Origin of the sequence: Methylobacterium sp. (assembly GCF_019745455.1) — a bacterium.
Lineage (GTDB): Bacteria > Pseudomonadota > Alphaproteobacteria > Rhizobiales > Beijerinckiaceae > Methylobacterium.
The window spans coordinates 1-13168 of sequence record NZ_JAIETD010000129.1; the positions used below are offsets into that span (position 1 = coordinate 1).

Consider the following 13168-nt stretch of genomic DNA (forward strand, 5'->3'; position numbering starts at 1 on the left):
CCCCAGCAGCGCCCTGTAGTCGGGATGGTAGGCAAGCCCGATGAGCCCCAGCAGAGCCTGTTGTGGAGCGAGCGGGCCGCCGAGTACGTTCGCGAAGTTTTGCTGGTCATGATGCCCGGGTCTGCGGGCGCGTCCGTCGACGATCTTGTCGTAGAGGACGACGGCTGGATTGCCTTCCTTGACGCCGGAGATCTCTCGATACCAGGTCTCCAGATCGTCAGGTGAGACGCGAGTGCGCCCAAGGAGCAAGTAGAGCGCGAGCACGCCGGTTGCGCCCAAGGGGCCCGCACAGGCCGCGAGCATGAGGGCCAGGAAGTAGAACGCCAGATCATCAGCGAACGCCCGTTTGGCGCAGGCGAAGGCCAGCAGCACGGTGGCGTGCGCGGCGAGCGCGGCGCCTGGCGAGAGATGACCTGCGACGGAAGCCGCCAGCACGCCGGACTCCAGCGAGAGCAGCCCGAGGAGTGCCAGCAAGGGGAACGTCGACAGCCGTGCTGCGTAGCTCAGCGGGGGCATGACACGTCCCCGACGGTCGCACCGTGTCCGTGCAACGAATTGAGTTCGGCGGGTTCCCGAGCATCGGCTCGCGCGGAGAATCGAACGTTCTGCGCGGCCTCTGCATTCCGGTTGGCCCGGTCGAAGGCCTGGCCGAGCGCGCTTGCGATCACCTGAACCGCACCCGCGGTCGCCGGAACCAAGCGCTCGGGCGAAACCGTTTCGACGACGAAGAGTCCGTGATACGGGCCGCCTTCGATCGGCCGAACCGGGCAGGCGAAGATGCCGACACCGTCGAGCAGGCCGGCCTCCTGCTCGTCGAAGACGCTGAACACGCGAGGTCTTTGAGTCGCGACGGCATAGACGAGGGCCGTCCGCACCAGGAAGACCACGTCCGGCACAGGTTGGTCGGCGTGACAGAGCTCACCGCCCTGCAGCGGATGAAGCCGCCAGCGCGCGTCGCCGAGCCATTCGCGGACGGCCTCCCGCAGGAGCGGCATCATCTCGGCTTCATTAGCCGCGCGCAGACGCTGAAGCGCCTCGAGGGCTGCCTCGACGGAACCTGCCCGTACGGTCGCCGCCCGGCGCTCATGGACGGTGATGTCCTCTTGCAGCTCGCGACTGAAATCCGCGATGGTGTCGCGCTGCCGCTCCGTGAGGTGCAGGCGTTCCTCCAATGCAAACCGCTCCTGGATTTGGCGGTTGCGCAGTCCACCGATGACGATCGCGGCGCTGATCCAGAGAACCGGCTCACGCCAGACACGCAGCGAATAGGTATAGAAATCCTCCTGCGCGCTCTGAACGGGCCAGCCCGCCACCCAGCTCAAGCCGGTTGCCAGTGCGGCGACGATGAGGCCGGTGCCGCTACCATACTGGACGCTGAGCAGGACGACCGGCAGCCAGAAGGGGTGGGGGGTGATCTGTGCCAGGGAGGCCGGCCCCGGAATGACCCATTCGACGATCATCAGGAGCAGGAACAGGAAACACGCCTCATACTTGCCGCGCAGACCCGCGAGTTGGCGCATCGACACGTCAGCGCCGGCCTTCAGTGATTCCTGGAGCTGCAAGGGGGTCATTCGATCCTCTCGGTCCTGGTGCCGTGCTCACTGAGCGATGCCGGCCAACTGCCGCGTGCCTCGTGACGGGTTCTCTCTCCCGGACGGGAGCCCTAGCTGCGCTGCGAGCCCGCGATAGGCCGGCACCAGTTTGGCTGGCAGTTCATGGCGCTGACGCAGTGCATCGAGGGTTGCGAAGGCGGCCTGGCTTGAGTTCGTCCTGAGGAGGAGCTCAAGCCAGGACGCCTGCTCGGCATCCGGCATGTGCGTGAGATCCGCGGCCGCCAGGATGCGCCGGGCTGTCGGCGCCTCCCCGCGGGACAGCGCGAGTCGGGCCGCGAAGATCGGCCGGGCCCGCAGCACGGCCGCGGGAAGTGCGGGATGCAGCAGCGCGATCGACGAGAGACCGTAATGCGCCGTGATGGCCTCGGCGAAGATCGCTTGCAAATCCGGAAGTTCGGACCGGGCGCGAAACTCTGCGAAAGTTCTCCAGAGCCTCGCCGAATCTCCGGCTGCGGCGGTCGCTGCCACGTATCCTTCGATATCCGTCTTCGTGACCGGCTGATTCGGAGAGGGCCATCCAACCAGAAGCGTCGAGGCGATGCGTCGATGGCCCTGCTCGGCCAGGGTCTTGGCTAGGTAAAGCCGCGCGTCCGGGTGCAGAGCTGCGGCGGAGGCCGCGAGGGCGCGAGCGGGTTCGTAGGGTGCGTTTGCGGCGAGGCGAAGCGTGAACTGGGCGGCGAGCCAGGGCTTTCTCCATTGGTCGAGCCAGCCTTGCGCCCGCTGGGACGCTTCATCATGCTGGCCAGACTGGATCAGCAGCTCGAACAATAGCCTGCGCGACTGCTCGGCCCCACTCGTTGCCCGAGCATCGGCGTCGCGCAGGACATCAAGGGCTCTTGGTATCCGGCCTTCCGCCGCGAGCAGGGCGCCGAGACGCTCGAGCATCCGCGTCTCGATCGGTCTCATTGCCGCCGCACGGTCGAGGACATTGCGCTCGTCCTCGAACCGGCCATTGTACCGGTGGAAGTCGGCGAGACGGGCGAGGTGCTCCGGAGCCGGATCAACTGCGACGAGCTTGGTCAGTGCTTCGGTCAGGCCGGCGGGATTGTCGGAGGCTTCGTAGGTCTTGACCAGCCATTGCAGGGCGTTGCGGTCCTGGGGGCGGGCAAGGACGTAGATTTCCATCATGTCGGTCGCGCGGGCTGGATTGCCGATGCTCTCCTGGAGGTGGACGAACTGCATCAGCACGCGTGGCTTCGCGCGCCCCGTCTCGAGCATCCGCTCGATCTCGGTCACCGCCTCGGCTTGGCGTCCGTCGCGCACGAACATGGCGACGCGCTCCTCCGGGCCGGATTGCAGCGCGTAGCCGGCGATGGCGCAGATTGCGACCGCCACGGCGAAGAGAATTCGAGCCAGGCTCATGGAGGGCCTCCAGCGGCTTCCGATTGGCGCACAACCGTGAGCGACAGGCGCTCGACCCCCGACAGGGGCACCGAGAAAGAGAGCCGACCGACGGCGTCCGTTTCGACGTCGGCGCTCCACAAGCGGGCATCGGAACGGTTGGCAGTGACCCTGTAGCGGCCTGGAGCAGCGCCATCCCAAGCAAAGTCGCCAGGACCGAAGCCTTGCGCGGTGAAGCGCCAGTCGGCGCCGTCGCGGATCAATTTCGAGACCTGCCATCGGCTGTCCGTCAAGCCGACGCGGGAGTTCCTCGGAGGGATGGCACCGTCGACAACGAGTCGCACCGGCTCTACCGCCGCATCGAGCGACACGTACAGGACACTGCCTTGCCGGGTTTGTCCGAGCACGCCACGGGATTCGGCGAGATCGACTTGGATTGCCTCGGCATCGTCGAACCGTAGGGTCTGCACCATACCGCGATGCCGGACCCACCAGCGCGACGCACCATCCGCGACGATCTCAACATTGAAGAAGTCATCGGCCATCGCGGCGTAATCCGCCGTCTGGATCGGGATGATTGCGGCGGTGCGAGCCTCGTCGAGGTAGCCCTGAATCAGGCGAAGTACCTCAGAGTTGCCGACTGAAGCCAAGTGATAATGCAGGTTGAGGCCTTTAAGGCGGCGTGGCGCTTCCGTGTTCACGAGCGTCGTGCGGAGGCCGCGCAAGGCTTCCACGGCGGGCCGCCATGCCTTGACCAATGGGATCTCATTCCCGCCGACGGCGTAGATCTGGCGCTGGCGTCCGACAGGACGGGCGAGCGGCGGCAGGTGTGAGACAGAGGGATAGAGCTGGTCGAAGCGCGCCTCGCCACCGTTGATGTTCAGCAGCCCGAGGCTGCGCGTCATTGCGATGGCCTCTTCAGAGGGATGCGCATCCCCCGTCCACTGATAGAGCCGCACGCTTTTCTCGGAGGGCGCGAGATCCTGCGCTGTGACCGAGGCCGTCCTGATTTCCTGCGCGAGATCGAAGGGCTTCAAGAGGTAGTTGCGCGGATACTCCCGAGCCTTGGCCACGAAGCGGTCGGTGCGCACGTTCGCATTCATGTAATCCGCGAGACGGCGTAATCCGAGGCGGCCTGGCGCCCGAGACTCCGCGACGAGTTCCTCCTCGCGCGCGCGGCTGTAATCGTTGAAGTAACCCCAGCGATAGGGCCGGGTGTAGGAGGCGACGCTCGGCTCGACCTGAGGCGCGGACCAGATCGCCCGAACGACCTCGCGCGGCGTCTCGTTGCCGCCGATGGTCGGATCGAGATCGCCCGGCGTCAGAGCGAAGGTCACTGGGAGATCGGGATATCGATCAACAATCTCCTTCAAGAAGACCTGTGCGACCAGCACCTGCTCTTTCGCCTTGGTCAAGACGACGTTGTTCAGTCCCTCGCTCTCGACATGACTGAAGAAGATCCTCCGCCCCGACAGCGTTGTGACGTCGGGCGCTGGCCAGCGCTCGTCCTTGAGAGCGCGAGCGAAGAACGCGAAGGGATCGATGCGCCAGCGGGAGCGACCGCTTCCGGGATTCTCCATGAACTCGTAGCCGGCGGCCGCATAGCCGCCGCGCGCGCTGACCGCCACGGCGACGCTGCGGCCGCCGCCATCGCGGTCGGGCAGAACCAATTCGAGCCATGGCTCGACATCGGGACGCCGCCTGTCCACGACCTCGAAACCCGGCAGGACGGGATCGCTTTTACCTTCGTATTCCGTGAGCGCGCGGTCCCGGGCCTGCTGCACCGTTCCCAGCGTCAACTCGACGGCACGGCGGTCATGTCGCAGCCCTATCTGTCCGAGGAGCGCGTCGATCGCCAAGGCCTCGTCTGTCCAGAAGGTACCACCGGTCATCCCCAGGATAACGACCCGGCGGGCCGACCGCAGTGCCGTGCGCGCCCAGTCGAGGTAGGCCCTGCGGCCGGCCGGCAGGGTCGAGAACCATGTAAGCACGCCGGCGTAGCGCGGGAGATCCGAGGCGGCCGGCAGGCCATGACGAATGTCCCGGTATTCGACCGTGAAGCCGAGATGATTGAGGGGCAACTCCGCGTAGCGATGAATGCGTGTCACGGCGGCATTCGGCTCTGCGTCGCCGTCATAGAGGGCCAGTACACTGCGCGAACTCGCAAGTGACGGGGCCGCTGCTGTCGTGAGTCCGAGCGCGAGGAACCCAAAGACGCCGAGGCGCACAGCCGCTGAACAGGTCGAAAAGCCGGTTCGACGAACTGCATGACGTGAGTTCACCTGCGCCCCGCTTTCTAACCAGTGTGTTCGCTGAAGAAGCCCGAGCGGTGGATCCCTCCTGGGAAGTAGCCAGCGCTGAGGGAGAACCGCACCTTTGCAAACTAATACGTCCGGCAATCTGGGAGTGCCAGACGCAAAAAAGATTAATCCTTCTCTATTGGTGCTACTACTCCGTAATACGAAAGAGCTATATTGCGTTTGAAAAGAATCTGAACTTTACTGGCTAGGTCCAATGTCAGAAGAGAGCGTCAGCCACGCGCTGAATTTGCTCCATACATTGATCAGTATTTCACTCTGATCGGACTTCAACTTTCGAAGCGACTGCCGATCTGGCTTCGCACCACCCGTTGTTCGAAACGAGAGCGCGACCGATGTCCCGTCTTCGCTGCTGCGACGGCGTCATCGGCTCTCTATTTTCGCGGCCACCAGGGAGATCGAGATGCCTCGCATCATTGACGGGATCCTCACGGATTGGACCGAGGCCGATCGCCTTGATCTTCCGGGACTCGGCGTGCCTGGAGTCGCGCTCTTTGGGACTTACGAAAACGGGCAGTACGTATTCGGCTTAAGTTCATCGACCGCTATCGGCGCCAATACGACTTTTTGGCTCAACTCAGACCGCAATATCACCACTGGGCTACAGTCCTTTGGCGGCCCCGCCGACACAGGCGCGGAGTTCTACGTCAACTTTGAATTTGACGTAGCCACAAGCACGGTAAGTCCGGTCCTGTACAAGGTCGGCTCAACTGGTGCCAGCCCGGTCACCACAAGTATGGGCCCAATCACCGCCAGTTATGGCACCGATGGCCTGACGGTCGAGTTTTCGGTCACGGCGGCAGACATCGCCCCGGTAGTAGCACCGACAAGGCCCGGGCTCGATCTGAAGATCGACATCAACAATGCGATATTTTTGCCTGGAAACTACGCGGGCAACACCATGACGGTGAAGGACCCGGCGACCCTGCCGCCGGTCACCGATCATCCACCGAAGATCGGCATCGTCTTCTCGGAAACGTCGGCCAAGTCGTATTTCGGTGGAACTCCCGCCGGCCAGATGGCCTACTCACAATTGTTCATGGCTGCCCAAAACCAGGCAACCGCTGCCGGTATTCCCTTCGACCTCCTCACCGAAACCGACCTTACCGATCTAGCCAAGCTCTCCACTTACGATGCGCTCGTCTTCCCTTCATTCAGGAACGTTGAACCGGACAAGGTTGCGGCAATCCAGGATGCCCTCACCGACGCCGTTTACAAGTACAATGTCGGACTAATCACGGCCGGCGACTTCATGACGAACGGCCCAGGGACCATAGCTGTCCCAAACGGGAATGCTCTCCCGGGTGATCCCTACATTCGGATGAAAACGCTCCTCGACCTGACCCGCGACGGCGGCAGCACCACCGTGGGCGGCACAGCCGTGACCATCAACGCGACGGGCTCCGGCTTCGATGGGTACGGTGCGAACGAACTCGTCCAGAGCTACGCTACGATGAGCACATCCTGGTATGCGAGCGTCGACGGTAAACCGGTGACGCCTATCGCCACGCAAACACTGACAGAGGGTAATATCACGAGCACGCGCGACGCCGTGATCGCGACCGCAACCGGCGGCAAGAACGTTCACTTCGCTAACGAAAGCCTGCTCGGCGACAACAACATGCTGCAGCATGCGATCGACTACATCGTCGGACCTGCCACCGGCCCCGACCTCAGCCTTCACATGAGCCGGGACAAGGCCATCGTTGCGTCTCGCAACGATATGGACCAAGCGCAGGAGCTCATCGAGGTTAATCCGGAAGGAAACACTCTAGGAATCTACGACAAACTCCTTCCTATCCTGGTGGATTGGAAGGAGAAATATAACTTCGTCGGATCGTACTACATCGACATCGGTGACAATCCAGCTGGTGGACAGTCGACGGATTGGAGCATTTCAAAGCCGTATTATGACCAATTGATACAGATGGGTAACGAGATCGGATCTCATTCGATCACTCATCCGGCGGACACGAACCTTCTCACCCTTGAGCAGCTGGAATACGAGTTCAAAAATTCCAAGGAGATCATCGAGCAGAACCTCGGTCTGTCTGTCGCCGGCGCCGCGATACCCGGAGCTCCAGAGTTTCTCCCCGTCGCGAAGGCTGTCGCACAGTATTATACTTACATGACTGGCGGCGCGTCGCTCATCGGCGCGGGCTATCCGGGCGCGATCGGGCGCCTCGATCCTGCCGATTCCGAAATTTACATCGCACCCAACATGTCGTTCGACTTCACGTTGATCGATTTCCAGGGGAAGACGATCGAACAGGCGACGGCCGCTTGGAATGCCGAATTCGATAGCCTGACCTCGCATTCGGATATGCCCGTCATCGTGTGGCCTTGGCACGATTACGGTCCCACGGCTTGGCCGCTCGATGCCGGCGTGGCGTCCAAGTACACCGAGGCTCTGTTCACTGGCTTCCTCGATACCGCCTCCGCCTTCGGGTCGGAGTTCGTCACGCTCGCCGACTTGGCGAAGCGTACCGAGTCCTTCGGTGCGTCGGAGCTGAACTACAGCTTCGACGCCGCCGCGAGCATCATCAGCGCGACGGTGACCTCGGCGGATGCCGGCAAGTTCGCCCTCGATTTCGGAAACCTCGGAACGAGCAAGATCAAGAGTGTCGCTGGCGGCGCCGGGACAGGCTGGTACGCCTACGACGACGATAGCGTCTTCGTGGACAGGAACGGCGAAACCTATTCGATCAGCTTGGGTGCCACGTCAGACGATGTCACTCACCTCTACGACATTGCCGACAGGGCCGAGCTCCTCAGCGTGAACGGTGATGGAAAGAACCTGACTTTCTCGGTCGTCGGGGAAGGCAAGTTCCTGATTGATCTGGCGGACCCTACCGGCAAAACCGTTCAGGTCACCAGCACGACCGATTCGGCGTTCGGTCAGTCGCTCGTCGGCGACAAACTCGCGCTCACGTTCTCCGGGCTCGGTAGACACGACGTCGAGGTGAATATGGGTGGACCTGTCGGAGGCACCAACACCCCGCCGACAGTCAGTGCTCCGCTGACCATCGCGGCCACCGAAGGCGGTGCGGCGATCGTCCAGGATCTCCTTGCGAACGCCACCGACGCGGATCCAGGAGACCAGGGCAAGCTCACGGTAGGCCCTCTGAGCTACGCGAGCGGCACCACGGTGTCCGCCAATCCGCCACAGGGTCTCACCTACGATGCAGCGACCCAGAAGCTGATCATCGATCCAGGGAGCGCGGTCTTCGATCGCCTGGCTCTCGGAGCGACACAGACGATCACGGTCGGCTACGAGATTCTCGACGTTCAGGGCGCGAAGGTCGCTCAAACCAGTACGATCACGATCACCGGCGTCAACGACACCCCCATCGGGAGCACTGCACTGACCGCAACAGTCACGAAGGGCGCGGCCGCCTCGACATACGACTTGCTCGCCGGCGCAACCGATGTCGATGACAACGCGATGCTGAAGGTCGCCAACATCACCTATGCGGTCGGCGACGGCGCTGCCACCGGGACCGCACCGGGCGGCATGAGCTACGACGCCGCCACCCACAGGCTCAGCTTCAATCCCGCCGATCCAGCCTATGCGGACCTCGGCGTCGGCGCGACTCGGACGATCAAGGTCGGCTTCGATGTCATGGACGAGCACGGCGCCTCCTTCCAACGGACGCAGACACTGACCATCAATGGTCCTCCCGTCGTCGATAACGGCGGTGGAGGCGGAGGCGATCCCGGTGGCGGAGGCGACCCCGGTGGTGGAAATGGCGGCGGGGGCGACCCGGATGGAGGAAGTGGGGGCGGAGGTGTCATCGGTGGCGGAGGGGACGGGATCGCGCCGGAGCCGTTGAACCGTACCTTTTTCGGAACGGTCAGCTATGATGTCCAGAGCTCGGCCGGCGAAGTCTATGCTCTCTACGACGCGTTGTTCGACCGGCCTTCAGATATGGAAGGCCAGCAATACTGGACGAGCGCCCTCGATACCGGCATGTCGCTGAACGAACTCGCCGCGACACTGCTGCAATCGCCGGAGGGCCAAGCACGTCTCGGAACATCCGATACCCTGGTCTTCGTCGAATCCCTCTATCTATCCGCTCTCCATCGCCCGGGCGAGCCGGAAGGGATAGAACATTGGCGAAATGCCCTCGATCAGGGCACCAGCAGGGCTGACGTGGCCCTGGGCTTCGCCTTCTCGGCCGAGAACATCGTCAGCATCCAGCCGGCTCTCAACAGTGGCATCTTCACACCTGACCGCGAAGCCGTCGACGTTTCCCGGCTCTATTACGGCCTCCTCGATCGGGCGCCCGACGCGAATGGGCTGCAAGCGCATTCCAGTATGGTCGAGAGCGGCACGTCGCTCCTGAATATCGCCCAGGGCTTCCTGAGCTCGAGCGAATACGCCGCCAAGTTCGGCGGCCTCAGCGACGACGCCTTCGTGACGGCGCTTTACGACGGTGCGCTCGGACGGATCCCGGACGCGGTCGGCTTCGAGGCCTGGACGAACGCGCTCGACAGTGGCGCCAGCCGGGCGGACGTGGCGCTCGGCATCTCTGGGAGCACAGAAGCTCAAAATTACTTGCGGTCTAGCATCGAGGCCGGCTGGCACCTCGTCGCCTGAGCCTACCTCATTCCCGCGAAGCCGAACGACCACGCTTCGCGGGGGGCACTCGGAACCAGCCGAGGTCTCGCTGCGGGACTTTGGCACGACGCCACAGTGTCAGGCAGCGGATCGCCTCAAGACGCCTCGACATTCGGAGTATGAGGGCCATGTGCGGCATCGTCGGCATCGTCGGGCGAAGATCAGTGGCAGCGCAAGTCACGGAGGCGCTGCAACGGCTCGAGTACCGCGGCTACGACTCAGCCGGCATCGCCACCCTCGAGAACGGTCGCCTCGAGCGCCGCCGCGCCGAGGGCAAACTCGTCAATCTCCAGCTCAAGCTGCTTCAATCGCCGCTGTCGGGCGCCATCGGCATCGGCCATACGCGTTGGGCGACGCACGGCCGGCCGAACGAGACCAACGCCCACCCCCATGCCACCGAGCGCCTGGCGGTCGTCCATAACGGCATCATCGAGAATTTCCGCCAGCTCAAGGCCGAGCTCCAGGCCCACGGCATCCGCTTCGACACCGAGACCGACACTGAGGTGGTGGCGCAGGCCGTCAGCTACGCCATGGCGCAGGGGCTCGGCCCCGTCGAGGCCGTGGCCGCGACCTTGCCGCGCCTGCGTGGCGCCTTTGCGCTCGGTTTCCTGTTCGCGGGCGAGAGCGACCTTCTGATCGGCGCCCGCCATGGCGCGCCGCTCGCGATCGGCTTTGGCGAGGGCGAGACCTATCTCGGCTCGGATGCCCTGGCCCTCGCCCCGTTCACGGACGCGATCACCTACCTGGAGGAGGGTGACTGGGCCATCCTCACCCGCGAGGGCGCCGAGATCCGCGACATTACCGGCGAGGTCGTCACCCGTCCTCGCCAGATCATCGCCGCCCAGTCCTACCGGGTCGACAAGGGCAATCACCGCTACTTCATGGCCAAGGAGATCCACGAGCAGCCGGAAGTCGTCGGGCGCACGCTGGCTCATTATGTCGACCTGGCGGAAGATTGCGTGGTCCTACCCGTTGCCCTGCCCTTCGACTTCGCCAAGCTCTCACGGCTGACGATCACCGCCTGCGGCACCGCGTATTACGCGGGGCTGATCGCCAAGTACTGGTTCGAGAAGCTCGCCCGCATCCCTGTCGAGATCGACGTCGCCTCGGAGGCCCGCTACCGCGAGGCGCCCCTCGACAAGGACGGGGTAACCCTCGTGATCTCGCAATCGGGCGAGACCGCCGACACCCTGGCCTCGATGCGCTATGCGAAGGCACAGGGGCAGCACACGATTGGCATCGTCAACGTGGCGACCTCGACCATCGCGCGGGAGGCGAGCGCTTTGCTGCCGACGCTGGCCGGCGTTGAGATCGGAGTGGCCTCCACCAAGGCCTTCTCGTGCCAGCTCACCGTGCTCCTGTGCCTTGCCATCGCGGCCGGCCGCGCCCGAGGCACCTTGAGCGTCGTTGACGAGCGGCGCCTCGTCGACGCGCTCATCACCGTGCCGGGCCTTATGGCCGAGGCTCTCAGGCAGGAGCAAGAGATAGAGCAACTCGCCCGCGAAATCGCCAAAGCCAAAAACGTGCTCTATCTCGGCCGAGGAACCGCCTACCCGATGGCACTGGAGGGCGCGCTGAAGCTGAAGGAGATCAGCTACATTCACGCGGAAGGCTACGCCGCGGGCGAACTCAAGCACGGCCCGATCGCACTTATCGACGAGACCGTTCCGGTGATCATGATCGCCCCGCACGATGCGGTATTCGAGAAGACGGTGTCGAACATGCAGGAGGTAGCCGCGCGCGGCGGCCGGATCATTTTGGTGACCGACGCCAAGGCAATGGCGTTGACCGAAATGGAGACGATGGCAACGCTGACGATGCCGGACCTTGAGCCGACCATCGCGCCGATCGTCTACGCCATTCCGCTGCAGCTGCTCGCCTACCACACGGCAGTGGTTATGGGTAAGGACGTCGACCAACCCCGCAACCTCGCTAAATCCGTGACGGTGGAGTGAGGGGCGTCTGCCACAGAGAACAGGTCTGGTGGGGCAGGGCACGCGTCGCCGGTAGACATTCGGGCGGGTGTCCGCGTCAGACATCACGAGGCATCAAGACGATGGCCGTTCTGGTGACGGGCGGTGCCGGCCATATCGACAGCCACATGGTTCACGCGCTATAGGATGCAGGATACGAGGAGATCACCGTCCCGGATGATCTTTCGACCGGCTTCGAATGGCTCCTACCACCGGAGGTGAAGCTGGTCGGCGGCAACGTCGCCGATCAAGCCCTCGACACCGAGACGATCCGGGGTACCGAATCGACGCCATCGCGCATTTCGCGGCACGGATCGTGGTGCCGATCTGGATCGTCGATCCGCTTGGCTACTACCTTGCGTACACGGTGAAGACCGACGCCCTGATCGAGGCTGCGGTGCGCTCGGGCGTGAAGCACGTCATCTTCTCTTCCACCGCCGCGGTCTACGGCGAGCCGGAGGTAATGACCTTGCCCGAGGACCGCGCCCTGAACCCGATCAATCCTTACGGCCGCTCGAAGCTGATGAGCGAATGGATGATCGCCGATGCAGCTAGGGCGCATGCCTTCAGCTACGTCATCTAGGCTACTTCAACGTCACGGGTGCTAACCCCAGCGGGCGCACCGGCAAGTCGACCATGGACGCGCCTCACCTGCTCAAGGTCGCAACGCAGGCCGCCCTTGGGCGGCGTTCCCATCTGGACATGTTTCATACAGACTATGCCACGCCGGACGGCTCATGCCTGCGCGATTACATCCATGTCTCGGACCTGGCTGAGGCGCACCATGTGGCCCTCGACCATCTGCGCCGTGGCGGCAAAAGCCTGACGCTGAATTGCGGCTATGGCCGCGGCTATCCAGTCCTCGACGTTATCAAAGTGGTCAAACGCATCTCAGACCGGGACTCTAAGATGCTGCTCTCGGGCCGACGCGGCGGCGACCCGGCCCGATTGATCGCGTAGGCCGACCGCATCCCGAACGAGTTCGTGGGGAAACCGAAGCACGACTGCCTTGATGGAATTGTAAGCCGGGTGCTGACCTGGAAAGACAGACTCAACAAGCGCAACCGCCTTTAGGGCAGCGTAAAATTTTCATAGAAACTCAGCGTGCCCAAAGTACGGCTCGTGCGACAGCCGTCGCGCAAGAGAAACTCTCGATCAGCCGGTAAGGACAGGATCGGCATGACTGCCCAACATCCGAGCCAAGTCGGCCGTTCACAGAATCCTACTGCTGACAATCTTTTTGGCTTGGGTCGATGAGCGACCCCAACCGGAAGCCGGGCAAGTTCTCCGTAATTATCCACC

General features: G+C 63.5%; 6 protein-coding genes and 1 pseudogene. 3 read left to right on the forward strand and 4 right to left on the reverse strand.

The window, feature by feature from the left end; genetic code table 11:
* The 4 genes from K2Y56_RS22440 to K2Y56_RS22455 all read right to left on the reverse strand — a co-directional run.
* On the reverse strand, nucleotides 1-516 hold a 516-nt coding region (locus K2Y56_RS22440), incomplete at its 3' end, for a hypothetical protein (RefSeq protein WP_292513045.1).
* On the reverse strand, nucleotides 504-1571 hold the full coding sequence (locus tag K2Y56_RS22445; protein WP_292513047.1) for a hypothetical protein: 1068 nt from the start codon (nucleotides 1569-1571) through the stop codon (nucleotides 504-506). The genes K2Y56_RS22445 and K2Y56_RS22440, both read right to left, overlap by 13 nt.
* 27 nt (nucleotides 1572-1598) lie before the next feature.
* Nucleotides 1599-2975 carry a hypothetical protein gene (locus tag K2Y56_RS22450; RefSeq protein ID WP_292513050.1) on the reverse strand — a complete coding sequence of 459 codons (1377 nt, stop codon included), beginning with the start codon at nucleotides 2973-2975 and terminating at the stop codon, nucleotides 1599-1601.
* Nucleotides 2972-5062 carry a hypothetical protein gene (locus tag K2Y56_RS22455; protein ID WP_292513053.1) on the reverse strand — a complete coding sequence of 697 codons (2091 nt, stop codon included), beginning with the start codon at nucleotides 5060-5062 and terminating at the stop codon, nucleotides 2972-2974. The genes K2Y56_RS22450 and K2Y56_RS22455 overlap by 4 nt, the downstream gene beginning before the upstream one ends.
* 946 nt (nucleotides 5063-6008) lie before the next feature.
* Between K2Y56_RS22455 and K2Y56_RS22460 the strand changes: the two genes are divergently transcribed.
* The 3 genes and pseudogenes from K2Y56_RS22460 (at nucleotide 6009) to galE (ending at nucleotide 12940) form a co-directional block, all read left to right on the forward strand.
* Nucleotides 6009-9872, forward strand: a complete 3864-nt coding sequence (locus K2Y56_RS22460) for a DUF4214 domain-containing protein (protein ID WP_292513056.1) — start codon at nucleotides 6009-6011, stop codon at nucleotides 9870-9872.
* 149 nt (nucleotides 9873-10021) lie between these two features.
* Nucleotides 10022-11848 carry a glutamine--fructose-6-phosphate transaminase (isomerizing) gene (gene glmS, locus K2Y56_RS22465; RefSeq protein WP_292513058.1) on the forward strand — a complete coding sequence of 609 codons (1827 nt, stop codon included), beginning with the start codon at nucleotides 10022-10024 and terminating at the stop codon, nucleotides 11846-11848.
* A 101-nt stretch (nucleotides 11849-11949) separates the two neighbouring features.
* A pseudogene (gene galE / locus K2Y56_RS22470) lies at nucleotides 11950-12940 on the forward strand (UDP-glucose 4-epimerase GalE).
* The last annotated feature ends 228 nt before the right edge of the window (nucleotides 12941-13168 follow it).